This is a genomic window from Aquamicrobium terrae, from assembly GCF_040545735.1.
In the GTDB taxonomy this organism is placed as follows: Bacteria; Pseudomonadota; Alphaproteobacteria; order Rhizobiales; family Rhizobiaceae; genus Mesorhizobium; species Mesorhizobium terrae_A.
On the sequence record NZ_JBEPML010000019.1, the window covers coordinates 66,445 to 90,992 of the forward strand.

Sequence of the window (24,548 nt, forward strand, 5' to 3'; positions counted from 1 at the left end):
GAGCCGCGGATGATGCGGTATTGCCTAGCTTTGCGCATTGGTCACAACGCGCTACTAGGTTTCCCAGTGGGCAAGCATATTCCGGGTGCTGTTCAACATCCTTAGCGAAAATCGCGTGTCTTCACTTTGATTTCATCTGGGCGGTCGTAGTCATCGACCGAGTTCGCTGGCCTGGTCAGACCGCGCGGATCAGGTGCCGGCGAAAAGTGCTGGAGCTCGTAGCCGCGACCATGTGACAGCGGAAATTGCACTTCACGTGCGCCGACGCTGGCCAGTTCCGCCGAAAGGTCGAACAGTTCATGGGCGACAACGTGGACGACATCACCCTCTCGCTGCACCCTGCCCTTTACTCCGATCATCCCCGAGCCAAGCACGATACGGCGATGTTTTTCGAAGACCTTGGTCCAGACGACAAGATTGGCCACAGCCGTCTCATCCTCAAGCGTGATGAACATCACGCCTTTCGCCGATCCGGGTCGCTGGCGCACCAACACCAGCCCGGCGACATGGACCCAGCGTCGGTCACGGCAAGCGGTCGCCTCTGCGCAAGTCATGATACGCCGGCGGGCCAGATCCGACCGCAGGAATGAAACGGGGTGTTGGCGCAGGGTCAATCCGAGATGACCATAGTCCTCCACGACCTCCTTTCCGGCCGCCATGGGGCGAAGCACGGTGATTGGCTCCCTCTGCTCGGGCAGGATCTCGGTTTCCAGCCGCGCGGCGGCCGCGAAAAGAGGCAAGGGTTCATCCCTCAGCGCCTTGATGGCCCAAAGCGCCTCGCGTCGCTCGAGGCCGAGCGCAGCCCGGAATGCATCGGCTTCGGCGAGTTCGACCAATGCGGCGGCGGGGATGCCAGCACGGCGCCATAGGTCGTCGACCGAGACAAAGGAACGGTCTCCGCGGCACGATACAAGGCGCGCCGCTTCAGCGTTCCCGAGCCCCTTGACCATTCGCAGACCGAGGCGGACCGCGAGACGACCATCATCGGCGTCCGTTGGTTCGAGGGTACAATCCCAGCGTGATGCGTTGACGCAAACCGGCCGCACTTCGACCCCATGTTCACGAGCGTCACGCACGATCTGGGCCGGCGCGTAAAACCCCATGGGCTGGGCGTTGAGCAGCGCGCAGCAGAAAGCGTCGGGGTGCCAGCATTTCATCCAGGAGGAAGCGTAAGCGATGAGCGCGAACGATGCGGCATGGCTTTCCGGGAAGCCGTAGGATCCAAAACCTTCGAGCTGGCGGAAAATTTGCTCAGCGAACTCAGGCGTATAGCCGTTCGCAACCATGCCGGAGATCAGTTTCTTTCCGAAGGACGAGATGGTGCCTGTGTGTTTGAAGGTCGCCATCGCGCGACGAAGCTGATCTGCTTCGCCAGCGGAGAATCCCGCACACTCAATCGCGACCCTCATTGCCTGCTCTTGAAAAAGTGGCACCCCCAATGTCTTTCCGAGCACCGCCTCAAGTTCGGGCTTCGGATAGGTGACGTCCTCCTTGCCCTCGCGTCGGCGCAAATAGGGATGAACCATATCTCCCTGGATCGGACCGGGACGGACGATCGCGACCTGAATGACCAGATCGTAGAAGGTTCGTGGTTTGATGCGCGGCAGCATCACCATCTGAGCGCGGGATTCGATCTGAAAGGTACCCAGCGTATCGGCCTTGCGGATCATCGCGTAGGTGCGTGGATCCTCGGCCGGGATGGAAGCCAGATCGAGTCTTATGTCCTTATGGTCGGCGAGAAGATCGAGGGCACGGCGCATGCAAGAGAGCATGCCCAGCGCCAGGACGTCGACCTTCATAAATTTCAGGACATCGATGTCGTCCTTGTCCCATTCGATCACTTGCCGGTCTTCCATGGCGGCAGGCTCGATTGGCACCAACTCGTCGAGCCGGTCACGGGTTAGCACGAACCCTCCGGGGTGCTGGGAAAGATGGCGCGGCGTGCCGACAAGCTGGTGTGCGATCTCCAGTGCCAGCCTCAGGCGACGGTCATTCGTGTTGAGGTTAAGACCTTCGGCGTGTTTCTGCTCGACGCCTTCCGACCATCCCCAGACCTGCGAAGATAGGGCTTTGGTCAGGTCCCCCGGCAGACCGAGTGCCTTGCCGACGTCGCGCAGAGCACCCTTTGCGCGGTAGCGAATGACGGTTGCGCACAATGCCGCCCTCTCGCGGCCATAGGTCTCGTAAACCCACTGGATGACCTCTTCGCGCCGCTCATGTTCGAAATCCACATCGATGTCAGGCGGCTCGCGCCGCTCTTCGGATACGAAGCGTTCAAAAAGTAGATCGTTGCGATCAGGATCGACCGAGGTCACACCGAGCACGAAGCACACGGCGGAATTGGCGGCCGAGCCCCTGCCCTGGCACAGGATGCCCTTTGAGCGCGCAAACCGCACGATGGCGTTCACGGTGAGGAAATAAGGAGCATAGTCAAGCTTTTCGATCAGAGACAGTTCATGCTGAAGATTGTCCCGGACCTTGTCGGGTAGACCTTCGGGATAGCGCTCTGCGGCTCCCTCCCAGGTCAGCTTTTCAAGTGCTTGCTGTGGCGTCAGCTTGGGATAGAGCTTTTCTTCCGGATATTGATAGGCGAGCTCATCGAGAGAAAACCGGCAGAGCTCCATGATCTCAATCGTCCGGGCGAGGGCTTCGGGGTAGCGGCCGAAGAGCCGGTGCATTTCCGCGGAAGTCTTGAGGTAGCGGTCGGCGAACCGCTCCCGGCGGCGCCCGAGCTCGTCGATGGTCACGTTGTGCCTGATGGCCGTCACCACGTCCTGCATGAGCTGGCGGGCCGGCTCATGGAAAAGCACGTCATTGGTGACGACGGTGGGAACGCGGCTTGCTGCCGCCATGTTCGAAAGCTCCCAGAGGCGAAGCTGATCATTGGGCCGCCGGCGCAGCGTCAGCGCCATATAGGCGCGATCGCCGAACGTATCGCGCAGACGGCGCAGCTGCTGCGCGCAGGTCTCGTCAGCAACGTCAGGCAAGAGGATGGCGAGCAGGCCCTCGCCATAGGCGACGACGTCGGCCCATTCGAGATGGCACTTGCCCTTGCCAGCCCGCTTCTTGCCGAGGGAAAGCAGGCGGCACAGCCGCGCATAGGCGGGACGGTCAGTGGGATAGACCAGGATCGACATGCCGTCGACGAGATCGAGCCGGCACCCCACCACGAGGCGAACCCCGGTGGTCCTGGCCGCTCCGTAGGCCCGGACGATGCCGGCGAGAGAATTGCGATCGACGATGCCGAGCGCCTCGGTGCCCGTCGCGGCGGCCTGGGCGAACAGTTCCTCGCAGCTGCTCGCCCCGCGCAGGAACGAGAAGTGCGAGGTCACCTGCAATTCGGCATAGCGGGGCGCGCTCATCCGAAGATCCCGTGTAGATACCAGCGTTGGCTGCCGGACTCGGCGTGCTCACCATCGCCGGATCGGAACAGCCAGTAGCGTTCGCCCGTCTCGTCCTCGACGCGGAAATAATCCCTGACCGTGGTCAGCTCGGCGTCGCGCTTCCACCATTCCCCCCGGATGCGCTCGGGACCGTCGGCGCGGCGCACGCGCCGGCGCACGCCGCGCCAGGTGAACCAGACCGGCGGATTGTCGGGGAGGAGCGCCATGGTCTCGATCGGCTCGGGTCGGGCCAGCAGCCGCGGCGGGCGCGGCCAGTCGCCGTCCCAGGTCGCGCCGGTCTCGGGCGCGAGCGGGGACACGCGCGCTACCGAACGCTCGGGCACGTCGCTCTGAACCGGCACGAAACGGCAGAGGCGGCTTTCGCCCACCCTGTTGGCCAGCACGTCGATCAGGTCCGAGACGTCGGCCTCGGGGGCATCGACGAGGGAGGAGATGGCCTGCTTCTCGCGCAGCGGTTCGGCCTCGATCGCGACCAGCACCATGATCTCGATGCCGTAGCCCGGATCGACGGTTTCGATCTTGTCGCACAGCAGGCGGGTGAGGCGCCTGGGATCGCGGACCGGCTGGGCCGTCCCGACGCGGATGAACTGCAAGGTGTTGTCGACGCGATGAAACAGAAGATCGAGCCGGCGTGCGCCGAGCCCACGCTGTTCGAGCTCGCGACACAGGGCATCGACCAGCTTACCCGTATAGCGGGCCATGGTCTCAGCGGCGCCGATTGGCTCGCCGAAGACACGGCGCACCTCGACCAGCTCGGGCGAGCGAACCGGATCCACGGGTTCACCGATATGCCCAAGGGCCTGGTCGAGACGCCGGCCGATCTCCGGGCCGAAGCGCAGGGCGAGCGGCGCGCGCGGCTGATCGATCAGGTCGCCGACGGACTCGAAGCCGAGCGTGTGCAGGCCTGCGACCGTCTCTGCTTCAAGCCGCAGGGCGACCAGCGGAAGGGGCCGCAGCGCGGTTTCGGCCGCGCCGGGGGGAACGATCGCAATGCGCCGGCGCAGGAAGCGTGCCGCGGCGTGCGCGGCGCCCCACGTGTCGGCCACGGCGGCGCGGGCTTCGACGCCGGACTGCGCGAATTTCTGCACCATCATTTCGAGCATGGCTGTTTCGCCCCCATGAAGATGATCGGCGCCGGTGGTGTCGATCACCAGCCCGTCCGGAGGATCGACGGCAACGACCGGCGAGATCCGCTGCAGCGCCCAGAGGGCCAGCCTGTCGAGACCTTCGCTGTCGGCCGCGGGATCGGCATCGAGGACCACGAGTCCCGGCACAAGCGCCTGGGCCTTGGCGACGGCCATGCCGATGCTGACGCCCAGTGCCTGCGCGTTCGCATCGAGCGCGGTGACCGATCTGCGTCGGCCGATGCGGCCGGCAAGGACGAGCGGAGCCTCAGGCGGAGGCGATGCGTCGCCCGACTTCCTTCTGAGGCGATCGGTAGGCCACCTCGGAAGGAAGAGCGATACGACCCTTGACATCGCAAGCCTCCACTTCAAAATCCGCACTTTCCCCGGCCCTGGCCCGGATCAGCTCAAGCAGCCAGCGCGCCCGGCCGAGACCGGGGACCGGCAGGGGCTCGGAGGGCAGGACCGATACGCGCCAGCGCGTGGAACTTGCGGTCGGCTGCCCGAAATCTCCCGCTTCGCTCTGGCGCCGCCAGCGGCGTATGGCGAGCCCGATGGTCCCCGCGCCTTCGGCGGCGAGCTGCAACCGCCGCGAGGCCGTCATCGACAGATGCGCGGTCTCGGCGACGACGGCGCCAAGACCGCGATGACGCAGGCCCTCCTCAAAACATGCCAGCACTGATTTCTCGTCGCTGACTTCGGCATGAATGACGCGATCAGGCACAAGGCCCGCCTGCGCGAGTGCCGGGGCAAAGAGGTCCGCCCGGGTTACGATCCACAGCACTTTCCCTTTCGTCCGGGCGGCGACCCCGGCGGCAAAGAGCGCCGCCGCCGCACCATCGATGGCGCCATTGCCGCCGCCCGCGACCTCATGCAGCGCCCCCAGCGCCAGCCCTCCTCCCGGCAGCTTCCGGTCGATTTCGGCGAGGCCGAACGGCAGGACCTCGCGCGCACGGCCGGAACCGCCCTCCAAGTGCGCGATGCGCTCTCGAAGTTCGGCAATAGCGGGCCTGTCCACGCGATGCGGCATGGCGAAAGGGTCTCCAAAGGGCTTTCCAACGCGCCGGGGCGCTGTTATGTTCATTATTTGTTCCGTTTCCGAAAATGAGTCAATCGGACTCTCGTGGGAGTCTTTCCGGTGCGGATGGGGACGTAACGGCAAGCAACGTCAAAGTATCGGCCGATTGTCGTTGATTCGCATATGGATAGGAGGCGGACGGGGATGAGCGCGGCGCATCTGGAAAAATTAAACGAGGGTCAACGTGCCGCGGTCGTGCATGGCATCGGGCTGCCCGATGGCAAGATGGGTGGTCCGCTTCTGATCATCGCGGGCGCGGGATCGGGCAAGACCAACACGCTGGCGCATCGGGTGGCGCAGCTCGTCATTTCCGGCGCCGATCCGCGCCGCATCCTGCTGATGACGTTTTCGCGCCGCGCTGCCGCCGAGATGGGCAAGCGGGTGGAGCGGATCTGCGCAAAGGTGCTGGGCGACAAGGGCGGCATCCTGGCCGATGCGCTGGCCTGGTCGGGCACGTTTCATGGCATCGGCGCGCGGATCCTGCGTGAATATTGCATCGAGCTGGGTCTTGATCCGCAATTCACGATTCATGACCGCGAGGATTCCGCCGACCTGATGAACCTCGTCCGGCACGATCTCGGCTTTTCGAAGATGGAAAGCCGCTTCCCGGCCAAGGGAACCTGCCTTTCGATCTATTCGCGCGCCGTCAACGCCGAGGCGCCGCTCGAGGACATTCTGCGGACCAACTACCCCTGGTGCGCCGGCTGGCAGACGGAACTGCGCGAGCTGTTTGCTTCCTATGTCGAGGCCAAGCAGATCCAGAACGTCCTCGATTACGATGATCTGCTGCTCTATTGGGCGCAGGCCATGGGCGATGCGGCGCTGGCCGATGAGATCGGCGGCAAATGGGACCATGTCCTCGTCGATGAATACCAGGACACCAACCGCCTGCAGGCGACCATTCTGACCGGCCTGAAACCGGCCGGACGCGGCCTGACCGTCGTCGGCGACGACGCCCAGGCGATCTACTCCTTCCGCGCCGCCACCGTGAGGAACATTCTCGATTTCCCGAAAGAATTCTCGCCGGCGGCCGAAATTATCACGCTCGATCGCAACTACCGCTCGACCGAGCCGATCCTTGCCGCGGCAAACGGGGTGATCGGGCTCGCGCGCGAGCGTTTCACCAAGAACCTCTGGACCGATCGTGCCTCCAACGAGAGACCACGCCTCGTCACCGTGCGCGATGAAGCCGATCAGGCCAAGTTCGTTGCCGACGAGGTGCTGGAGAACCGGGAGGTCGGCATGCGGCTCAAGGACCAAGCGGTTCTGTTCCGGACAAGCCATCATAGCGGTCCGCTCGAGGTGGAGCTGACGCGGCGCAATATCCCCTTCGTCAAGTTCGGCGGGCTGAAATTCCTCGACAGTGCGCACGTCAAGGACATGCTGGCAGCGCTGCGCTTTGCCCAGAACATGCGGGATCGGGTCGCGGGCTTCCGGCTGATGCAGCTTCTCTCCGGCGTCGGTCCGGCCACGGCACAGACCGCGCTCGATGCCGTCGCAGACAGCGCCGATCCGATTGACACGCTCGACCAGCTTCCTTGCACGGCCCGCGCGCAGGCCGATTGGCCGGGTCTCGTCGAATTGCTCGCCGGGTTGCGGTCGGGCGCATCAGGATGGCCAGCCGAGATCGGACAGGTACGGGCCTGGTATGAACCGCATCTTGAGCGGATACACGAGGATTTCGAGATGCGCCGGGCCGATCTGCTCCAGCTCGAGGACATCGCCGCCGGATACCCCACCCGCGAACGCTTCCTGACCGAACTCACCCTCGATCCTCCGGACGCAACCTCGGGACAGGCGGGCGTGCCGCTTCTCGACGAGGACTATGTGATCCTCTCGACCATCCATTCGGCCAAGGGTCAGGAATGGCGGTCGGTCTTCGTGCTCAACACGGTCGATGGCTGCATTCCCTCCGATCTCGGCGCGGGGACGAAGGACGAGATCGAGGAGGAGCGCCGCCTGCTCTATGTCGCGATGACCCGTGCGAAAGACAGCCTCAACCTCGTCGTGCCGCAGCGCTTCTTCACCCACGGCCAGTCCGCGACTGGCGACCGTCATGTCTATACCTCGCGAACCCGGTTCATTCCGGCTAATCTGGTCGGGCTGTTCGAGTGCCGTGCCTGGCCTGTGGCCGCACCGGGCGCCGCCCCAAGCGTCGGGCCGCGGCGGGTGCGCCTCGATGTCGGCGCCAGGATGCGCGGCATGTGGCGCTAGAAGGGAGAAACCCCGTTGTGCAATCTCTACAATCTGACGACGACGCGCGACGCCGTCCTGGAGTTCACCAAGGCCTTGGCCGACAAGGCTGGCTGGAACGAGCCCTCGCTCGACGTCTATCCCAATACCCTCGCCCCTATCGTCAGGGTCGGCGCCGACGGCCAGCGTGAGATCGCCAACGCGACCTGGGGCATGCCGACCCCGCCGGCCTATATCAAGGGCAACTACGATCCGGGCGTCACAAACATCCGGAACGTCAATTCACCTCACTGGCGCCGATGGCTCGGCCCGACCAGCCGGTGCGTGGTCCCCTTCACATCGTTCGCCGAGCCGGACCCGGCAAGCAAGGTTCCGGGAGGGCGCGTTCCCAATGCCTGGTTCGCCCGCGATGCCGATCGGCCGCTGATGTTCTTCGCGGGTTTCTGGACGCCATGGAAAGGGGTCAAGAAGGTTCGCGACGGCGAGAGGGAGTTCGAACTCTACGGCTTCCTGACGACCGCGCCCAACGAGATCGTTGCCCCGATTCATCAAAAGGCCATGCCCGCGATCCTAACCACGCTGGAAGAGGTCGATCTTTGGCTCACCGCCGAATGGGACGAGGTCAAGCATCTTCAGCGGCCGTTGCCCGGCAACATGCTGGTCGTCGTGGAGCCGCCGACGAAACCGAAGGATGATCTTCTGCTCTAGGGGCGGTCCGATCATGACGACACGGACAATGGAACGGGTGGGCGAGCGCGGGGCTGAAAACGATGGCGCCAACGATGCGCGGGAGGCTCGCGTCCGCAAGATTCTTCACGTGGACATGGATGCGTTCTACGCCTCTGTCGAGCAGCGCGACAATCCCGAGCTCAGAGGTAAGCCGGTCGCCGTCGGCGGATCGGCCGCACGCGGCGTCGTGGCTGCGGCCAGCTACGAGGCGCGCGCCTTTGGTGTCCGGTCCGCTCTGCCCTCGGTGACCGCGAAGCGCCGCTGCCCAGACCTCATATTCGTCAAGCCGCGTTTCGAGGTCTATCGCGCCGTCTCGGCGCAGATCCGCGAGATCTTCGCCGAGCACACCGATCTGATCGAGCCGCTGTCGCTCGACGAAGCCTATCTCGACGTCACCGAGAACAAGCAGAACATCGCCATCGCGACCGACATCGCGACGATGATCCGGGTGCGCATCAAGGAGGTCACAGGTCTCAATGCCTCGGCCGGGATTTCCTATTGCAAGTTCCTGGCGAAAATGGCGAGCGACCTCAACAAGCCAAACGGCCAGGCGGTCATCACACCGGCGAAGGGACCGCAGTTCGTGGCCGAGCTGCCGGTCAAGAAATTCCACGGCGTGGGTCCGGCGACGGCCGCGAAGATGGAGCGTCTCGGCATTTTGACAGGCGCTGACCTGCGGGGAAAGCCGCGTGATTTCCTCGAGCACCATTTCGGCAAGTCGGGCAGCTGGTACTACCAAATCTCTCGCGGGATCGATGAGAGACCAGTCCGACCGAACCGGGAGCGGAAATCGTTAGGTACCGAGGACACCTTTGCGGAGGACATCTACGAGCTCAAAGTCGCCCAAACCGAATTGCTACGCCTTGCCCGGAAGATCTGGCAGACGTGCGAAGACAAAGGGTTGCGTGGGCGCACCGTGGTGGTGAAAATAAAGTTTACTGACTTTCAACAAATTACGCGATCCAGGACTACCGCCGAGGCACTGCTTCAAGAACATGAGTTCCACGAACTTGCCGCAACGCTCCTTGCGAGCGTGTTCCCGATCAACAAAGGCATCCGTCTGCTTGGCGTGACTGTCTCTGGATTTCGCCCGGCGCCAACAGAGGAAAACGAGCTTCAGCTCAGGCTGATCATTTGAACCGGACCAAGGCTGATCCTATCAGCCGCCGAGATGTTGGCAGAGCAGCTTGGAACACAAAGGTTTCTCCAGAAATGATATATTCGCCGGCAGGCCATCCAGATCCGCAGACGTTCTTCCACTTACGATGATGATCGCAATTTGGGGCCACCGTTCCCGAATGAGCTTGGCCAATTCTATGCCGTTCATAGTGCCAGGCATTTCGACATCGGTGATCACGAACCTGATGGCAGCACAATTTTACAGACGCCTGATAGCTTCATCTGCATAGTCCGCTTCAAGTGGCCTGCAACCGCACGACTTCACCATGTCAGCCGTATCCATCCTGATGAGAGGATGATCGTCGACGACCAGTATGACACGTTCGGCACGGCGCGTAATATCCCTCATGACTTGTGCGGGCCGCCGCTCTTCAAGGCTTCATTTGGTTCCTGGCTCGGGGTCTCTCTACCAATTCCGCAGTTCCGATCTAGCGCCGAAACTGCTTCGTGCTGGCTGAGGAACACCCCACCATTGAGATGCTCAAGGAACTCCGTGCTCTTGAGCCGGTCCATCACGGGCCCCTTCACTTCCGAGAGATGGAAACCGATGCCGGCGTCGGCGAGGCGCCGGTTGATTTCCTCGAGGCTTTCCAAGGCGGAGGCGTCAATGGCGTTGACGGCAGAGCACATCAGGATGACGTGCTCGAGGTCGGGCTGTTTGGCGACATGTCGGGCGATCGTGTCTTCAAGGAAGCGCGAGTTGGCGAAATAGAGGCTTTCATCAACACGGATCGACAGGACTTCTGGCCTGGTCAGGACGGAATGCCTCTCAATGTTGCGGTAGTGTTCGGTCCCGGGCACCTGTCCGACAATGGCGACATGCGGCTTGCTGGTGCGGTAAAGGTGTAGCAGCAAGGAAAGCAGGACCCCGGCGACGATACCCAGTTCCACGCCCCAGCCTAGCGTAACGATGATCGTGGCGGCCATGGCGGCGAAGTCCGATTTCGAATAGGCAAAGACCCTGCGCACCGTTCCGAAATCGACCAGCGACAGCACTGCGACGATGATGGTAGCGGCAAGAGTTGCCTGCGGCAGGCTGGCCAGCAGCGGAGTCAGGAACAGCGCTGCAAGCGCGATACCGACGGCAGTGAAGACGCCGGCGGCCGGCGTTTGGGCCCCGGCGTCGAAATTGACCACCGAGCGCGCAAAGCCGCCGGTGACGGGATAGCCCGAGGACAGGCCCGCCGCGATATTGGCGGCGCCCAGCCCGATCAGTTCCTGGTCGGGATCGATGCGCTGGCGACGCTTGGCGGCAAGGGTCTGGCCCACGGAAACCGATTCCACGAATCCCACCACCGAAATCAGGAAGGCCGGCATGAGGAGTGCTGTGATGAGGTCGAGCGAAAGGGCCGGCGCACCAAACGCGGGCAGGCCCTGAGGAATAGCGCCGACGAGCGCGACGCCGCGCGCGCCCAGGTCAAGACCGGCAGCAAGAGCGACGGTCACGGCGACGGCGAGGATCGGCGCGGCTTTCGCCATCATGTCGGCGAGGCGCACCGGGACACGCATCGCGACCAGCAGGGGTTTGAGATATTTGCGAGCGAAATACAGGAAAGCCAGAACGCCGATGCCGATAGCAAGCGTGACCGAATTGACGGCTCCAAGCTGGCCCGACAGAGATAGGAGAATATTGGGAAGCGTGTCCCCGCCGCCTGAAACGCCGAGGATATGGCGGAGCTGGCCAGCGGCAATCAGCAGGCCGGATGCGGTGATAAAACCCGAAATCACCGGATGCGACAGGAAATTGGCAAGGAAACCGAGACGGAAGATCCCCATAACCACGAGCATGCCGCCCGAAAGCAGCGCCAGGACAATGGCGGCGGTGAGATAGTCGAGCGTCCCTTCGGCGGCGATCTGGCCGATGGCGGAGGCAGTCATCAGCGAGACCACGGCGACCGGCCCGACCGCCAGCGTGCGGCTGGTGCCGAAGATCGCATAGGCTACGAGCGGTAGGATCGACGCGTAAAGGCCGACTTCCGCCGGCAGACCGGCCAGCATGGCATAAGCCAACGACTGCGGGATCAACATGATGGTGACGATCACCGCCGCCAGCAAGTCGCTGGTCAGAACGGTGCCATCATAGGCTTTGACCCATTGCATGAACGGGAAATATCGGGAGATTTTTGACATGAATGGCTTGGAGCGTGAGAAAACCTGGTTGGGCGCTGTCACGAAGAGGGGGAAGTGACAGCGCCCGATCGGACAGTAGGGGGGCTACTGCCCGATTGATGAATAGAGCGCCGCAGAGCGGGCACCGGAGCGGCAATAACCCAGGACCGGCCCGTTAATAGTCTCCAAAGCTTCTTCAAAACGATCGACCTCTGCGGCTGACGGCGCTCCCGTAACAGGAATATGAATCGCCTTCATCCCGTGCTTTTCGGCTTCTCGGGCGACGGCTGCGAAGGCCGGCTGGCCGGGCTCCTCGTTGTCGGGCCTTGCACACACGATCGCAACATAGCCGTCCTGGGCGAGTTGTGCGACATCCTCAGGACGAACCTGACCCGTCGTCGCAAATCGGTCGTCGATCTTCTTGATGTTCATTTTTCCGGATTTCCAAAAAAGATTGAATGGCCACATATTCAGGTTGCCTTCGCGGTCGCGCGCGCAGCCGCAGAATGTCGCGCAAGGCGCGCGACAGCGATGCCGCCGACCATAGAGCCGACGAACAGCCACGCATCACCATGGCCGAGGCCAAGCGCGGGAATGGCGCCGCCCGGGCAGAAGCCGGTGATGCCCCAGCCAATGCCGAATACGGCCGAGCCGGCAATGAGCGGGAAATCGAGATCCCGGCGCGTGGGCAGGTGGAACATGCGATCAAATACTGGCGCCTCGCGCCGGAGGACAAATGCATAGCCAATCGCGGTGACGATCAGCGCACCCCCCATGACAAAGGCAAGCGAGGGATCCCAGGTTCCAGCGAAGTCAAAGAAGTTCAGCACCTTAGCGGGATTAGCCATGCCCGAAAGCGCGATGCCGGACCCGAAGACCAGTCCGATAATGAGAGCGGAAAGAACGCGAACCATTACAAACCTCCGATGACGTGGCGGACGATAAAAACGGTGACGGCAGTCGATGCCATGAAAGTCAGCGTTGCAACGATCGAGCGGGGCGAAACACGCGCCATGCCGCAAACGCCATGCCCGGAGGTGCAGCCCGAACCGAAATAGACGCCGGCCCCAACAATCATCCCCCCGACAATCAGCCACGGTGCGGGGGTGGGGCTTTCAAAGGGAATGTCATAGCCGGTCATGACGACGATCAGCGCCGGCGCGCCGACGGCTCCGGCAAGGAATGCCGCCCGCCAGCCCCAATCGTTAGAGAAGGGCGGCACAAGGCCGGAAAGGATTCCGGTCATACCGGCAATACGGCCGTGAAACGCCATTAACAACACTGCGGCGAGGCCGATGAGGCTGCCGCCAAACAGCGACAGCCACGGGGTAAATTCTGTCATTGATCCTTGGTCCTTGATGTCGAGAGATTAAAGAGTGCGTAGGCCGGACAGAAGCGGACGAGGCCGGTCACCGCGAGCACGAGCCCGACAATGACGAAGATCCAGGTCCACAGCGGGTTGGTGAACAGCGCCCAGCCGGTAACGAAAGGGGCGACCAGCAGGAGGACACCGATGATGAGGCGGGCGATGCGATCCGGGGTTCCGACATTGAGTTTCATGGCTGTTTTCTTTCGCTAGCAGAGGTTGAAAACGCCAGAATAGTCGGATTTCTGTATCTACGCAATAATGAAGATATTAGGTAGAATTGAGACCCCGGACAGGTGCGCCACCCGCCTATTTGCAGAACAGCTGATACATGGTGTGGACGAAGGTTTCGACGCGCGGATCGGCCAGCCGGTAGAATACCTGCTTCCCCTCCTTGCGTCCGACGATCAGGCCGGCCTCGCGCAGTTCAGCGAGCTGTTGCGAAAGACCTGGCTGGCGGATACTGAGCCCATCCTCGAGTTCACGCACCGATCGTTCGCCCTCGACGAGAGCGCAGGCGACCAGCAGGCGATCGGGGTTGGCAAGCTTCTTGAGGAAGGCAGTGGCTTCACCGACTTTCCCCCTCAGCTCCCTTGCTTCATCCGTGATCAGCATCATTTCCATCAGTCGTCCCAGGCGGCGCCTTCGAGCAGGTTCATCGGAATCTTGAGGTAGCGCCTGCCGTTGTCCTCGGGTGCAGGCAGACGTCCCGCATTGGTGTTGATCTGGAGGGCGTGCAGGATCAGCTTGGGCATCGCAAGTGTCTTGTCACGCGCGTCGCGTGCGGCAATGAACTCCGCTTCGGTCTTATGAACCGACATGTGGATGTTCCTGGCTTTCTGCTCGGCCACGGTCGACTCCCACAAAGGTTCGCGACCGCCCGGCTGATAGTCATGGCCGGTGAAAATCCGTGTCTCGTCCGGCAACGCGAGAATGTCCTGGATCGATTTCCACAATTGCTGCGCACTGCCGCCGGGGAAGTCGGCGCGGGCCGTGCCGCTGTCGGGCATGAACAGCGTGTCGTGAACGAAGGCCGCGTCTCCGATCACGTAGGTGATCGAAGCCAGCGTATGACCCGGCGAGAACATCACCTTCGCGTCGATATTGCCGACTTTGAAGGTCTCGCCATCAGCGAAAAGTTTGTCCCACTGCGAGCCATCGGCCGGGAAGTCGGGCCAATTGTAGAAATCCTTCCAGAGCTTCTGGACCTCGACGACCTTCTCGCCGATGGCCGTCGGCGCGCCGGTCTTGTCCTTAAGATAGGCGGCGGCGGAAAAGTGATCGGCGTGCGGGTGCGTGTCGAGGATCCATTCGACCTCGTAGCCCTTCTCGGCAATGAACTTGAGAATATTGTCGGCATGCGTCGTGGCGGTCGCCGCCGACTTCTCGTCATAGTCGAGCACCGGATCGACGATGGCGCATTTTTTCGTCTCCGGGTCGGCGACGACATATTGGATCGACCAGGTGCGCGGATCGAAGAAGCCAGTGACTTCAGGCTTGGTTGTCATGGGATTTTTCCTCTTGCTCATTTCTTGCGACCGCCGAGCGGCTGACACTCACATAATATCGATTACATTTTTTCGCAAGCATTATTTTGTTATTGATAAGTCTTGCCTTGCGAACCTATTCCGCCGGCGTCGCGGGCACGGTTCGGGCGCTCTGCCAAAGCAGCGGCACGAGGATCAGCGCGACGGCCGGAAAGATCATCCAGTTGATCGTCTGCCAGCCGGACGCATGCAGCAGCGCGCCGGCGAAAAAGGACGCCGCGGCCACCGTCCCGAAGATCAGGAAGTCGTTGGCTCCCTGCGCCTTTCCGCGCTCGGCCTCAGTATGACAATCCGTGACCATGGCGGTCGCGCCGATGAAGCCGAAATTCCAGCCGACGCCCAGAAGGATCAGCGACACGTAGAAATGGACGAGTTGCAATCCGGCGAGAGCGAAGACGGCCGAAATCGCAATCAGCAGGAGCCCGAACGCCGTCACGCGCTCCTTACCAAAGCGAGCCATCAGATGGCCGGTGACGAAGCTCGGCGCGAACATCGCGAGCACATGCCACTGGATGCCGAGCGCCGCGTGATCGACCGAATGACCATGGCCGACCATGGCGATGGGCGCTGCCGTCATCACGAACACCATCAGTCCATAGGAGACGACGCCGGCGGCAACGGCCAACATGTAACGCGGCATCAGCAGGATCTGCATCAACGGTCGTCCGGTGTCCTCGCGGCCTTTCCCGGCTGCTGCTGCCTTTGGCGTACGCAGCATGAGCAGAACGGGAACCGCCATCAATGCGAGCGCGGCCTGGCTGAGAAAGCTGCCGACATAGGGTGTCCCGGGAACCACATCCCGGGTCCAGATCACGAGTTGAGGGCCGATGATCGCGGCGATCAGGCCGCCAATCATTACCCAGGAGATCGCCTTGGCCTTGAGTTCACCGGTCGCCGCATCGGTCGCCGCGAATCGGTAGCTCTGCACATAGGCGGCGTAGAAGCCGGCGATAAAAGTGCCGATGCAGAAGATTGCGAATGAAGCGGCAAAGATGCCCCATGCCGCCACGAGCCCCGCGGCCATGCCGAAACCCGTCCCGAGCAGATAGCCGTTACGCCGTCCGATCTGCCGCATCACCAAGGCCGCCGGAAGCGTACCCACAGCAAGACCGAGATTGAACAGACTGACCGGCAGCGTCACGAGCGTCGGGTCGGAAGACAATTGCTGACCGACCAATCCGCCAAGAGAAATGATAATCGGCGGGCTTGCTGCGCCCAACGCCTGCGCAGCGGTGAGCACGAAAGTATTGCGCCGGGCGAGCGCCTGATTGTCTTCGGTCATATCCATTCTCGCTTTGCCCTGGCGAAGAGCATCGCGAGGGTTCGGTGCTTTGAATCAATCGTTGGGTGAACAGTAGTGGGCGTAGAGCACGCTCACGACCTCGCGGGCGATATCGGCCTCAATGCGATACCAGATGGTTTGTCCGTCGCGGCGGCCGGAAATGATGCCGTCGCGGCGCAGCAAAGCCAGGTGCTGGGACACGGTCGAATCGCGAATACCAAGAAATTCCGCGAGCTGACCAACAGATTTCTCTCCGTCGATCAGGCGGCACAGGATCAGGAGACGGTGCTGGTTCGACAGCGCCTTCATCAGCTCGCTCGCCTGATCGACAGCGGCGCGCATCTCATCTGGGTTAATAGCAATTTTATTATTCATTCTTGCGTATCTACGTTATTGCGTATATCTAGTCAACAGAATTCCACCTCCATCAAGCCGGAGGCGGGCCGTAAACGGAGTATCGATCATATGTCTGGTAACCGCCAGATCGTCTGTCCAGGATGCGGCGCGACCAATCGCGTACCCACGGACAAGCCCGCCGGTGTGGGCAAGTGCGGCAAATGCGGCAATGCGCTGTTCAACGGCAAACCGCTCGACGCCGATGCCGGCATGTTTTCGCGTCAGACCGGCCGTTCCGACATTCCGGTTCTCGTCGATGTCTGGGCGCCCTGGTGCGGTCCCTGTCGTATGATGGCGCCCTCCTTCGAGGCTGCGGCGGCCATCCTCGAGCCAGAGATGCGACTGCTCAAACTCAATTCCGAGGTGGAGCAAGGCGTTGCAGGACGCCTCGCTATAAGAGGCATTCCGACCATGCTGCTTTATTTGGAAGGCAGCGAGATTGGACGGATTTCGGGAGCCATGAACACCCAGCAAATCGTCGGATGGGCGCGAGACCAGCTCTCAAAGAATTCCGCCGCACAAAAAGCAACTTGATTCCGAGGGAGAGCGACAAAATGGAAAGACGGCAATTTCTGGTGGGAGCGGCAGCTCTTGCCTCAGTCGGTTTGGGCGTAGAAGCCGCACAGGCCCAGACGTCCGATTCCCGGGCGCGTGTCGTCATAGCCGGTGCAGGGGCAGCGGGATTAGCCCTTGCGTCACGGCTGCGCCGCGCCATGCCCAACGCGACCATCACCGTCATCGACGCAAAGAAGGAGCATCATTTCCAGCCTGGCTTCACGCTGGTTGGCGCCGGCGTCTGGTCTCCCGCGCAGGTGACGGAGCGTAATGTCGATTACATGCCCCGCGGCGTCGAATGGATCGAAGCCGCGGTTGCCGAATTCGATCCCGACGCCAATTCCGTGGTAACCGCCACTGGCCAGCGGTTCGAATACGATTTCCTGATGGTCGCGACGGGGCTCAAGCTCAATTACGAAGCGATCGAGGGCATGGACGTGTCGCTGATCGGCCGCGACGGCATCGCCTCGATCTATGCCGGGCCCGAGCAGGCCAATGCGTCAGCGGCCGCAATCGACCGCTTCATCGAGACGGGCGGAGTCGGCCTGCTCGGACGTCCGGCAGGCGAGATGAAATGCGCCGGGGCCCCACTCAAGATCACTTTCATCACCGACGACAAGGCGCGACGCCGAGGTCGCCGCGGCGCGGTCGAGCTCGTTTACAACGCCCACAACCCGGCCGTCTTTTCCGTTACTCCGGTCAATGACAAGGTTACGGAAATGTTCGCCGACCGCGACATTGCCGTCAATTACAGCCATATATTAAAAGCGATAGAACCGGGCGCGAAGCAGGCGACCTATGCCACCGACATCGGCGACGTCACGCTCGACTACGACTTCATCCACGTCGTCCCGCCCATGCGTGCGCCGGACGCAGTGCTTGCAAGCCCCCTGCCCTGGCAGGACGGCGCGCTCGCCGCAGACGGCTGGATCGAGGCCGACAAGGCCACATTGCGTCATCCTCGCTATCCGAACGTCTTCGCGGTCGGCGACATTGCCGGCGTTCCACGCGGCAAGACGGCAGCCAGCGTTAAATGGCAGGTGCCCGTGGTCGTCGACAATATCGTCGCCGAAACGGCCGGCCGAACGCCGCAGGCGGTCTACAATGGCTACACTTCCTGCCCGATGGTCACCGGCATCGGCAAGGCGATGCTGATCGAATTCGACTATGACGGCAATCTGATCCCCTCCTTCCCGTTCATCGATCCGCTGAAGGAATTGTGGGTGTCCTGGCTGATCGAGGAAAAAGGCCTGCTCGGGGCCTATCGCGCCATGCTGCGCGGGCGTGCATAGGGAGAAGACACCATGAGTGATTTCGATCTCACGACGATCTATTTCATCCTCTCCGAGAGCATGGGCGGCTGGCTCTGGGGGTTCGTCGTCCTCGCCGTCCTGCTTCTCGCCGCGATCGTGGCCGGCATCATGACGCTTCAGAAGAACGGCACGCCGGCCCGGCGCTCACTGGTTGCCGCGCTTGGGGCGGGCCTGGTGACCACGATTATCTTCACCTTCCTCGTTCCAATCTGGACCTTGGCCGGAGCCGGCGCGCTCGCCGCACCCATCGACGTCCTGTTTGCGGCTCTCTTTGCCCTTGTGCCGGACGGGGTGGTCGGATCGGCCGTGTTCATCATCATGGCTTTCGCTTCCAATCGGCGGGTGGCGGCAATCGCCTGATTAAGGCCGAGTAAGCATTTCCGATGGCCCGCCAGGCGGGCCATCGTCGGTCAAACAACAAATCATTCATGTTCAGCAAAGGTATTCTGATGGTCTTCCCACAGGTGACGGCGTTCTATGCCGCTCTGCTTGGTCTGGTTTTCACAGGCCTGTCGTTCTGGGTGGTCAAGGCTCGTGCGCACCACAAAGTCGCAATGGGAGATGACGGGCAATTCTCGCTGATCCTGCGCATCCGGAGCCATGCCAACTTCGCGGAATACGTGCCGTTGGGGCTGATCCTGATCGCATTCAACGAAATGGCCGGCCTGGATCCCTGGGGAATTCACGCACTTGGCGCAGTCCTTGTGCTTGCGCGCATCGCTCACCCTATCGGCATGGCCGCGTCTGAGGGGTCGCCGCTGCAAAAGCCATTTCGCGGCTTCGGCGTCCTTGGCACCTGGGGCGTGATCCTGATCTCTTCCCTGATTGTGCTCGCCGGACTGTTCTGAATTGCTCAGGCCTGGAACGCCGCCGCAGATGGCTTGCCGGTTTCGTTCAACCCGCTGATTCTGGCGCATGTCGCCGGCGGCGTGCTGATCCTGGCTCTAGTCGTCTGGCGACTCGTCCTGAAATCGCAAAGGGCCGCGCCTCCGCCGCCGGACAACGAACCCGCCCTGCTACGGATGGTGGCGCATTGGAGCCTCTATGGCCTGCTCGCCGCCATGTCGATGTCCGGGATGGCGGCCTGGTTCGGTGGTGTCGAGGCGGCCGCGACCGCTCACGGTGTGCTGAAGGTCCCGCTGATCGCCTTGATAGCCCTTCATCTGCTTGCGGTCATTTTCCATCATCTGATCCTGAGAAACCCGATACTGAAACGGATGGTCTGACATCAAGGCACCGCGCGCGAGTGAGGAAGTTCCGGCCTTAAGCCTGCCTTAAGGATCGAGAGCGAGCAATCGGCCGACCATGAACTCCACGTACCAGGCTGAACCAAAAAGCATGAAGAAGCTCCTGCTCACCGCGGCCCTTGCCTCCGCGCTTTCCGCGTGTAGCGATAGCGATGAGCCCGGGGGCAGTCCTGCGAGCAACACCGACGCGCCAGTGCTCGATACCCTGAAAGCCCAGGGGCTCACCATCCACGGCCCGCTCGATGTGCCCGGCGGTCTCGATGCATTCGCTGCCAGCGTGGGTACGCAGGCGCTCGCCGTCTACGTCATGCCTGACTCCGGCTATGCTCGGATCGGGACGTTGATCGACGAAGCGGGCAATCCGGTTGCTGACGAAGAGCTGCGTCGCATCGTCAGCGAGCCGATTGAACAGGGTGCGTGGGACTCGCTGGCGGCCGCCGGCTGGGTCGGTGATGGCAGGCCCGATGCCGAGCGTATCGTCTATGTCTTCACTGACGCCAATTGTCCGTTCTGCAATCAACTATGGACCTCGGCGCGACCCTGGGTCGAGGCCGGCAGGGTGCAGTTGCGCCATGTCATGGTGGGCGTGATCCGGGCGGATTTAGCCTCGAAGGCAGCAGCGATCCTCGAAGCAGAGGACCCGGAAGCTGCCCTGGCCTTCAACGAAGTCCATCATTCCGAAGGCGGGATCGCCCCGCTCGAAACCATTTCCGACGAAAGTAATGTCCAGCTTAACGCCAATGTCGAACTGATGCGTCAGCTCGGCTTCAGCGGCACTCCGGGGCTGATTGCCAAAAGCGACGATGGATCGCTGAGATTCCAGAGCGGTGTTCCGCGCGGGGCGGCGCTCGAGGAGCTGTTCGGACCGCTTTAGCAAGCCGAAAGTCACAAGAGGCAGGAACGATGCAGCCAGAAACAGCGCAAACAAGGGAAGAAAAGCGAGCGCGATTAACGCGGCGAGCGCTTCTGGCGGGCGGCCTTGCCGCGCCGGCTGTGCTGCTGGCGACACCGGTGCCCGCCGCTTCAGGCGAATTGGTGCGAGATGTCTCTTCCTATCACCAGGCGCTCGCCGCGCTTGTCGGGCAACACCGCTTTGCGCTGGTGGACATCAGGGCGGACTGGTGCGCGGTCTGCCATCGTATCGAGCGCGAAATCCTTTCCCACCCGACGGTGAGGCGAAATCTTGAACATGTGCCGCTGCTGAAGGTGGACGTCACGGCCATGGACGAGGCCAATCGCCAGCTTCTTGCTCATCTTCGCGCCAGCGGCCCGCCCACGTTCTTCGTCGTGGACGCCGCAACGGGCGCGGAATACGATCAGACCCGATCGCTGGGATCGTTTTCAAGACGCAATCTGATCCGGCGCCTGGCGCCGTTTTCGGGGATCTGAAGGAACTACGGATGACGGTAAACCGCTGGGACGAACGCTATCGCGGCGAGGACTATCTATTTGGGCGCGAGCCGAGCGCCTTCCTGAAGCGTGAAGCCGATCGCTTCGCAAAGGGTAGCAGCGTCCTTGCGGTCGCCGATGGCGAAGGGCGAAACGGCGTGTTTCTCGCCGGTCTCGGTCTCAAGGTACATGCCATCGACGCCTCATCTGTCGCGCTGGAAAAAAGCGCGCGCCTGGCCCGTGAATCAGGCGTTGAGATCAAGCTTGAACAAGCCGATCTTGCCGATTGGTGCTGGCCACGCGAGACCTATGACTACGTTGTCGCGATCTTCATCCAGTTCGCGGACCCGGCAATGCGGGCGCAGCTCTTTGAGGCGATGAAGCGCGCCCTGAGACCAGGCGGGCTCTTGCTGTTGCACGGCTATCGTCCCGAGCAGGTGGAGCTTGGCACAGGTGGGCCGCCGCAGCGCGAGAATATGTATACGCGCGACCTGCTGATCTCAGCATTCGGCGACTTCGAAATCCTGCACCTGCAGGAGCATGATGCGACGATCCACGAAGGCAGCGGTCATAGCGGGCCTTCGGCCCTTATCGACCTCGTCGCACGCCGGCCCGCCGTCAGCCCTTAAGGTTGGCTTAAGGTGGCGCCCATGTCCTGCGCACACAGCAAGTGATGCAAGGACACTGTTTTGAGTACGCAGATTCGTTATCCCAATACGCTGGGGCGGCGCGGGTTTCTTATTGGTGCAGTTGCGCTGGTCCTGGGAGGCTGCTCGGCGACAACCCGGCGTTCTCAGACGACAACGCCGGCAACTCCGTCTCCCCCCTCACGTCCAATACCGCCCATGTATTATGCAATGCCGTACGAGCGGTTTCCGATTCCGGCTGTCGATGTCTCCAGGATCGATCCCAAATGGTGGCGCACAGAAATCGACTATCCGACCGACGAACGGGTCGGCACCGTCATCGTCGATACGCCGAACCGCTATCTCTATCACGTGCGGCCCGGCGGGCGCGCGGTGCGCTATGGCGTCGGCGTTGGCAGGGACGGGTTCTCCTGGGCGGGACGAGGCCGCCACATCGCCTACAAGCGCGAATGGCCCCGCTGGAACCCACCCGACGAAATGGTCGCGCGCCAGCCAGAGTTGGAACCGGTCAGCATCGCCAATGGCGGCATGGATCCGGGCCTGAACAATCCGCTCGGCTCACGCGCGCTCTATATCCACGAGGGCAACCAGGACACGATCTATCGCATCCACGGCAGTCCCGAGGAGTGGACGGTCGGCCAAGCCGTATCGTCTGGCTGCATAAGAATGGTCAATCAGGACGTCATCCACCTCGCCGACAATGTGCGTGACGGCAGTCCGCTGGTGGTGATCGCCGATCCTGCGATGAGGCATCTGCTGACGACGTGAGCTGTGCCTGGCGTATCAGGCATGAACGCCAATGACGGCGCTCAGACCGCCAGTCTCCCGGTTGAAGAGCTGCAACTGCCAGCCGCTCCGCCCCAACGCCAGCTCGACAATGGCGAGACCCAGGCCGCTGCCGACGGCGGCCTTATGGCGGCCGCGGAAGAAGCGCTCGGTGATTCTGGGCAGCTCTTCCTGCGGGATGCCCGGGCCGTCATCCTCGATGACAATACCGCCTGTCTCTGCTGCGCGGCAGCGCACCACGCCGCTCTGAGGTGAGTGATTGACCGCATTTTCGAGAAGATTGCGGGCCGCCAGCGTGAACAGTTCCGGCTCGATCTCGACGGTGAGCATGTCGAGTGCCGGAGAGATCTCCACCGTCACTTCGCGCACGGGATCGGCCAGTTCCTCGGCCAGCGCGCGCAGCACCGGGCCAGCTCGAACCGAGCCCTTCCTCTCCACTTGATCGAACGCTTCCAGCGAGGACATATCGAGAAGTTGCCGGACCAGCCTGGAGGTTCGGTCAACGCCGATCACGATCTGGCTCAGTGCCTGTTTTCGTATGGCGGCATCGTCGCTGGCCAGCGCTACCTGCGCCTGCGTCTTCAGCCCCGCCAGTGGAGTTCGCAGTTCATGGGCCGCGAAGGCGGTGAAGTTCCGCTCGCGCTCGCGCAGCCCCGCGACGCGGGCGAACAGCCCGTTCAGCGAATGCAGCACCGGCGCGATTTCAGTCGCCGTCGCCGCACCGTCGATCGGGCTGAGGTCCGAGGCATGGCGTGTCTCGAGGTCGCCGGCGATCTTGCGCAACGGCTCGAGCCCGCGCCGCACGCTGAGCCAGATCAACCCGCCGAGGATGGGCAGGATCAGCAGCGCCGGCAGCAGCAGGCCGCGAATGACATCGTTCACCAGCCGGTCGCGGATCCACATGCTGTCGCCGACGAGGACCCGCACGCCGAGTTCTTCATTGGTGACGGCGTAGACGCGCCATGTCTCGCCGCCGATCACGGTTTCGGAAAACCCGTCAGCGTGTTCGGAAAGCCGCTCGTCAGGCGCGCCATCGGAGCGCCCAATCAGCGCACCCTGCAATGACCAGATCTGGCAGGAAAGCTGGCGATCATAGGTGCTGTAGGCACGCAAAGGCAGGCCTGTGGTGGAGCTCGGTGTCGAATCGACAACGATCTCCTGGCTGACGATAAGCGAGGAGACCATGCGGCCGGCCTCCATCAGCCTGGCGTCAAGCACCCGTTCCACCTCGGCGCGCGTCGACAGATAAATCCACACCACTGCCGAAAGCCAGACGAGGCTGGTGGTTACGGCGAGGATGATGAAAAGTCGTTTGGAGATCGAAGGCATCACATCTCGCCTCCCAGCCGGTAGCCAATGCCGCGCACAGTCTGGATCGCGTCCGATCCCAGCTTGGCACGAAGATGATGGATGTGGACCTCGATGGCATTGCTCTCGACCTCCTCCTGCCACCCATAGAGCTTTTCCTCGATGCGGCTGCGCGAGAGGATCTGGCCGGGATGGGCCATCAGCGTGTGCAGCACGGCATATTCCCGGCGTGACAGGTGCACAGGCTTACCGTCCTGCTCGACCTTCTGCTTGGCCGGATCGAGGCTGAGACCGTTCCATTCCAGCCGCGCACCCGGCCTGCCCGCTGCGCGCCGCAAAAGCGCTCGCAGGCGCGCGGCAACCTCGTCGAGATCGAACGGCTTGCCAAGATAGTCGTCCGCGCCGGCATCAAGCCCGACGATGCGATCGGCCACCCGGTCGCGCGCGGTCAGAAGCAGCACCGGCGTGGTATCGCGGCGCTCGCGCATCGACTTCAGCACGTCAAGGCCGGAGCCATCGGGCAGCATCAGGTCGAGCACCAGCGCGTCGAATTCGTGGTTCTTCAGTACCGCATCGGCTTCCTCACAGGTTTCGACGGCGTCGGTGTTGAAGCCACCGATCCCAAGCCCCACCCGCAAGCCGTCACGAAGAACGGCATCGTCCTCGACAATAAGCACGCGCATCAGATCACCTCGACAGAAAGCCTGCCATCCTGCGACAGGCTTAAGGCAAGCTTAAGAATTTCCAGACATCGCCTGGCAAAGCGATCATGCAGTGAGGCGGCACCGGATCCTACTGCGGCAGCTGTCGGACATCTTCGTGCAACACGGGTGCGTGCTTGAACCAGATCAACGCGCCCTGCGGTCCCGCCGTTGCCGGTGATGGGATCGTCATAT

At 62.4% G+C, this 24,548-nt stretch carries 26 protein-coding genes and 1 pseudogene; 12 read left to right on the forward strand and 15 right to left on the reverse strand.

What is annotated here, in order from left to right:
• Nucleotides 1-101: 101 nt before the first annotated feature.
• From ABID37_RS21005 to ABID37_RS21015, 3 genes are read right to left on the reverse strand one after another with little or no spacing between them, the layout of a single operon-like run.
• A complete protein-coding gene (locus ABID37_RS21005; protein ID WP_354198325.1) occupies nt 102-3,362 on the reverse strand; it encodes an error-prone DNA polymerase in 3,261 nt (1,086 codons plus the stop codon).
• Entirely contained in the window at nt 3,359-4,882 is a 1,524-nt protein-coding gene (locus ABID37_RS21010; protein ID WP_354198327.1) for a Y-family DNA polymerase, read from the reverse strand. Before ABID37_RS21010 ends, ABID37_RS21005 begins: the two co-directional genes overlap by 4 nt.
• The gene (locus tag ABID37_RS21015) at nt 4,797-5,558 is read right to left on the reverse strand and encodes an ImuA family protein (RefSeq protein WP_354198329.1); all 762 of its coding nucleotides are present in this window, start codon (nt 5,556-5,558) and stop codon (nt 4,797-4,799) included. The genes ABID37_RS21010 and ABID37_RS21015 overlap by 86 nt, the downstream gene beginning before the upstream one ends.
• A 192-nt stretch (nt 5,559-5,750) precedes the next feature.
• Here ABID37_RS21015 and ABID37_RS21020 point away from each other — a divergent pair.
• From ABID37_RS21020 to dinB, 3 genes and pseudogenes are all read left to right on the forward strand, one after another.
• Nucleotides 5,751-7,719, forward strand: a pseudogene (locus ABID37_RS21020) (ATP-dependent helicase); the annotation flags it as partial.
• A 116-nt stretch (nt 7,720-7,835) separates the two neighbouring features.
• Entirely contained in the window at nt 7,836-8,507 is a 672-nt protein-coding gene (locus ABID37_RS21025; protein ID WP_354198333.1) for an SOS response-associated peptidase, read from the forward strand.
• Between the two features lie 28 nt (nt 8,508-8,535).
• Nucleotides 8,536-9,666, forward strand: a complete 1,131-nt coding sequence (gene dinB / locus ABID37_RS21030) for a DNA polymerase IV (RefSeq protein ID WP_435521611.1) — start codon at nt 8,536-8,538, stop codon at nt 9,664-9,666.
• Nucleotides 9,667-9,687: 21 nt separating this feature from the next.
• On the opposite strand, the gene ABID37_RS21035 is transcribed toward dinB, so the two are convergent.
• The 10 genes from ABID37_RS21035 to ABID37_RS21080 all read right to left on the reverse strand — a co-directional run bounded on the left by ABID37_RS21035 (nt 9,688) and on the right by ABID37_RS21080 (nt 16,386).
• Nucleotides 9,688-9,885, reverse strand: coding sequence for a response regulator (locus ABID37_RS21035; protein WP_354198335.1), 198 nt, complete (start codon nt 9,883-9,885; stop codon nt 9,688-9,690).
• 167 nt (nt 9,886-10,052) lie between these two features.
• Nucleotides 10,053-11,837, reverse strand: coding sequence for a SulP family inorganic anion transporter (locus tag ABID37_RS21040; RefSeq protein WP_354198337.1), 1,785 nt, complete (start codon nt 11,835-11,837; stop codon nt 10,053-10,055).
• A gap of 84 nt (nt 11,838-11,921) precedes the next feature.
• Entirely contained in the window at nt 11,922-12,248 is a 327-nt protein-coding gene (locus tag ABID37_RS21045) for a protein tyrosine phosphatase family protein (RefSeq protein ID WP_354198339.1), read from the reverse strand.
• A 38-nt stretch (nt 12,249-12,286) separates the two neighbouring features.
• Nucleotides 12,287-12,730: a DUF6691 family protein gene (locus ABID37_RS21050; protein ID WP_354198341.1), complete on the reverse strand. Its 444-nt coding sequence runs from the start codon at nt 12,728-12,730 to the stop codon at nt 12,287-12,289.
• On the reverse strand, nt 12,730-13,158 hold the full coding sequence (locus ABID37_RS21055; protein ID WP_213630863.1) for a YeeE/YedE family protein: 429 nt from the start codon (nt 13,156-13,158) through the stop codon (nt 12,730-12,732). Before ABID37_RS21055 ends, ABID37_RS21050 begins: the two co-directional genes overlap by 1 nt.
• A complete protein-coding gene (locus ABID37_RS21060; RefSeq protein ID WP_354198343.1) occupies nt 13,155-13,376 on the reverse strand; it encodes a YgaP family membrane protein in 222 nt (73 codons plus the stop codon). The genes ABID37_RS21055 and ABID37_RS21060 overlap by 4 nt, the downstream gene beginning before the upstream one ends.
• Before the next feature lie 115 nt (nt 13,377-13,491).
• Nucleotides 13,492-13,806: an ArsR/SmtB family transcription factor gene (locus ABID37_RS21065; RefSeq protein WP_435521610.1), complete on the reverse strand. Its 315-nt coding sequence runs from the start codon at nt 13,804-13,806 to the stop codon at nt 13,492-13,494.
• Nucleotides 13,806-14,690 (reverse strand): MBL fold metallo-hydrolase, encoded by an 885-nt coding sequence (locus ABID37_RS21070; RefSeq protein WP_354198345.1) that lies wholly within the window; start codon nt 14,688-14,690, stop codon nt 13,806-13,808. The genes ABID37_RS21065 and ABID37_RS21070 overlap by 1 nt, the downstream gene beginning before the upstream one ends.
• 115 nt (nt 14,691-14,805) lie before the next feature.
• Nucleotides 14,806-16,011: an MFS transporter gene (locus ABID37_RS21075; RefSeq protein WP_354198347.1), complete on the reverse strand. Its 1,206-nt coding sequence runs from the start codon at nt 16,009-16,011 to the stop codon at nt 14,806-14,808.
• A gap of 54 nt (nt 16,012-16,065) precedes the next feature.
• Nucleotides 16,066-16,386 (reverse strand): ArsR/SmtB family transcription factor, encoded by a 321-nt coding sequence (locus tag ABID37_RS21080; RefSeq protein WP_354198349.1) that lies wholly within the window; start codon nt 16,384-16,386, stop codon nt 16,066-16,068.
• 90 nt (nt 16,387-16,476) lie between these two features.
• Here ABID37_RS21080 and trxC point away from each other — a divergent pair, with 90 nt between their 5' ends.
• From trxC to ABID37_RS21125, 9 genes are all read left to right on the forward strand, one after another.
• The gene (gene trxC / locus ABID37_RS21085) at nt 16,477-16,941 is read left to right on the forward strand and encodes a thioredoxin TrxC (protein ID WP_354198351.1); all 465 of its coding nucleotides are present in this window, start codon (nt 16,477-16,479) and stop codon (nt 16,939-16,941) included.
• 20 nt (nt 16,942-16,961) lie between these two features.
• Nucleotides 16,962-18,254, forward strand: a complete 1,293-nt coding sequence (locus ABID37_RS21090; protein ID WP_354198353.1) for an NAD(P)/FAD-dependent oxidoreductase — start codon at nt 16,962-16,964, stop codon at nt 18,252-18,254.
• A gap of 12 nt (nt 18,255-18,266) precedes the next feature.
• Nucleotides 18,267-18,635, forward strand: a complete 369-nt coding sequence (locus ABID37_RS21095) for a DUF5368 family protein (protein ID WP_354198355.1) — start codon at nt 18,267-18,269, stop codon at nt 18,633-18,635.
• Nucleotides 18,636-18,658: 23 nt separating this feature from the next.
• Entirely contained in the window at nt 18,659-19,123 is a 465-nt protein-coding gene (locus ABID37_RS21100; protein ID WP_354198357.1) for an MAPEG family protein, read from the forward strand.
• Nucleotides 19,124-19,156: 33 nt separating this feature from the next.
• A complete protein-coding gene (locus ABID37_RS21105) occupies nt 19,157-19,501 on the forward strand; it encodes a cytochrome b/b6 domain-containing protein (protein ID WP_354198359.1) in 345 nt (114 codons plus the stop codon).
• Nucleotides 19,502-19,613: 112 nt separating this feature from the next.
• Nucleotides 19,614-20,396, forward strand: a complete 783-nt coding sequence (gene dsbG, locus ABID37_RS21110) for a thiol:disulfide interchange protein DsbG (RefSeq protein WP_354198361.1) — start codon at nt 19,614-19,616, stop codon at nt 20,394-20,396.
• A gap of 29 nt (nt 20,397-20,425) precedes the next feature.
• Nucleotides 20,426-20,911, forward strand: coding sequence for a thioredoxin family protein (locus ABID37_RS21115; protein WP_133675116.1), 486 nt, complete (start codon nt 20,426-20,428; stop codon nt 20,909-20,911).
• Nucleotides 20,912-20,922: 11 nt separating this feature from the next.
• Nucleotides 20,923-21,540 carry an SAM-dependent methyltransferase gene (locus tag ABID37_RS21120; RefSeq protein WP_354198363.1) on the forward strand — a complete coding sequence of 206 codons (618 nt, stop codon included), beginning with the start codon at nt 20,923-20,925 and terminating at the stop codon, nt 21,538-21,540.
• A gap of 60 nt (nt 21,541-21,600) precedes the next feature.
• On the forward strand, nt 21,601-22,326 hold the full coding sequence (locus ABID37_RS21125) for a L,D-transpeptidase (protein WP_354198365.1): 726 nt from the start codon (nt 21,601-21,603) through the stop codon (nt 22,324-22,326).
• Nucleotides 22,327-22,341: 15 nt separating this feature from the next.
• Here the strand turns inward: ABID37_RS21125 and ABID37_RS21130 are convergent, their stop codons facing one another.
• Nucleotides 22,342-23,673 carry an ATP-binding protein gene (locus ABID37_RS21130; RefSeq protein WP_354198367.1) on the reverse strand — a complete coding sequence of 444 codons (1,332 nt, stop codon included), beginning with the start codon at nt 23,671-23,673 and terminating at the stop codon, nt 22,342-22,344.
• Nucleotides 23,673-24,335 carry a response regulator gene (locus ABID37_RS21135; protein ID WP_354198369.1) on the reverse strand — a complete coding sequence of 221 codons (663 nt, stop codon included), beginning with the start codon at nt 24,333-24,335 and terminating at the stop codon, nt 23,673-23,675. The genes ABID37_RS21130 and ABID37_RS21135 overlap by 1 nt, the downstream gene beginning before the upstream one ends.
• Nucleotides 24,336-24,548 lie beyond the last annotated feature (213 nt).

Excerpts from the sequence above, each read along its gene's own strand:
- ABID37_RS21005 (WP_354198325.1), bottom strand. The coding sequence starts at position 3,362 with ATGAGCGCGCCCCGCTATGCCGAATTGCAGGTGACCTCGCACTTCTCG.
- ABID37_RS21010 (WP_354198327.1), bottom strand. The coding sequence starts at position 4,882 with ATGTCAAGGGTCGTATCGCTCTTCCTTCCGAGGTGGCCTACCGATCGC.
- ABID37_RS21015 (WP_354198329.1), bottom strand. The coding sequence starts at position 5,558 with ATGCCGCATCGCGTGGACAGGCCCGCTATTGCCGAACTTCGAGAGCGC.
- dinB (WP_435521611.1), top strand. The coding sequence starts at position 8,536 with ATGGAACGGGTGGGCGAGCGCGGGGCTGAAAACGATGGCGCCAACGAT.
- ABID37_RS21040 (WP_354198337.1), bottom strand. The coding sequence starts at position 11,837 with ATGTCAAAAATCTCCCGATATTTCCCGTTCATGCAATGGGTCAAAGCC.
- ABID37_RS21045 (WP_354198339.1), bottom strand. The coding sequence starts at position 12,248 with ATGAACATCAAGAAGATCGACGACCGATTTGCGACGACGGGTCAGGTT.
- ABID37_RS21050 (WP_354198341.1), bottom strand. The coding sequence starts at position 12,730 with ATGGTTCGCGTTCTTTCCGCTCTCATTATCGGACTGGTCTTCGGGTCC.
- ABID37_RS21055 (WP_213630863.1), bottom strand. The coding sequence starts at position 13,158 with ATGACAGAATTTACCCCGTGGCTGTCGCTGTTTGGCGGCAGCCTCATC.
- ABID37_RS21060 (WP_354198343.1), bottom strand. The coding sequence starts at position 13,376 with ATGAAACTCAATGTCGGAACCCCGGATCGCATCGCCCGCCTCATCATC.
- ABID37_RS21065 (WP_435521610.1), bottom strand. The coding sequence starts at position 13,806 with ATGGAAATGATGCTGATCACGGATGAAGCAAGGGAGCTGAGGGGGAAA.
- ABID37_RS21070 (WP_354198345.1), bottom strand. The coding sequence starts at position 14,690 with ATGACAACCAAGCCTGAAGTCACTGGCTTCTTCGATCCGCGCACCTGG.
- ABID37_RS21075 (WP_354198347.1), bottom strand. The coding sequence starts at position 16,011 with ATGACCGAAGACAATCAGGCGCTCGCCCGGCGCAATACTTTCGTGCTC.
- ABID37_RS21080 (WP_354198349.1), bottom strand. The coding sequence starts at position 16,386 with ATGAATAATAAAATTGCTATTAACCCAGATGAGATGCGCGCCGCTGTC.
- trxC (WP_354198351.1), top strand. The coding sequence starts at position 16,477 with ATGTCTGGTAACCGCCAGATCGTCTGTCCAGGATGCGGCGCGACCAAT.
- ABID37_RS21090 (WP_354198353.1), top strand. The coding sequence starts at position 16,962 with ATGGAAAGACGGCAATTTCTGGTGGGAGCGGCAGCTCTTGCCTCAGTC.
- ABID37_RS21095 (WP_354198355.1), top strand. The coding sequence starts at position 18,267 with ATGAGTGATTTCGATCTCACGACGATCTATTTCATCCTCTCCGAGAGC.
- ABID37_RS21100 (WP_354198357.1), top strand. The coding sequence starts at position 18,659 with ATGGCCCGCCAGGCGGGCCATCGTCGGTCAAACAACAAATCATTCATG.
- dsbG (WP_354198361.1), top strand. The coding sequence starts at position 19,614 with ATGAAGAAGCTCCTGCTCACCGCGGCCCTTGCCTCCGCGCTTTCCGCG.
- ABID37_RS21115 (WP_133675116.1), top strand. The coding sequence starts at position 20,426 with ATGCAGCCAGAAACAGCGCAAACAAGGGAAGAAAAGCGAGCGCGATTA.
- ABID37_RS21120 (WP_354198363.1), top strand. The coding sequence starts at position 20,923 with ATGACGGTAAACCGCTGGGACGAACGCTATCGCGGCGAGGACTATCTA.
- ABID37_RS21130 (WP_354198367.1), bottom strand. The coding sequence starts at position 23,673 with ATGCCTTCGATCTCCAAACGACTTTTCATCATCCTCGCCGTAACCACC.
- ABID37_RS21135 (WP_354198369.1), bottom strand. The coding sequence starts at position 24,335 with ATGCGCGTGCTTATTGTCGAGGACGATGCCGTTCTTCGTGACGGCTTG.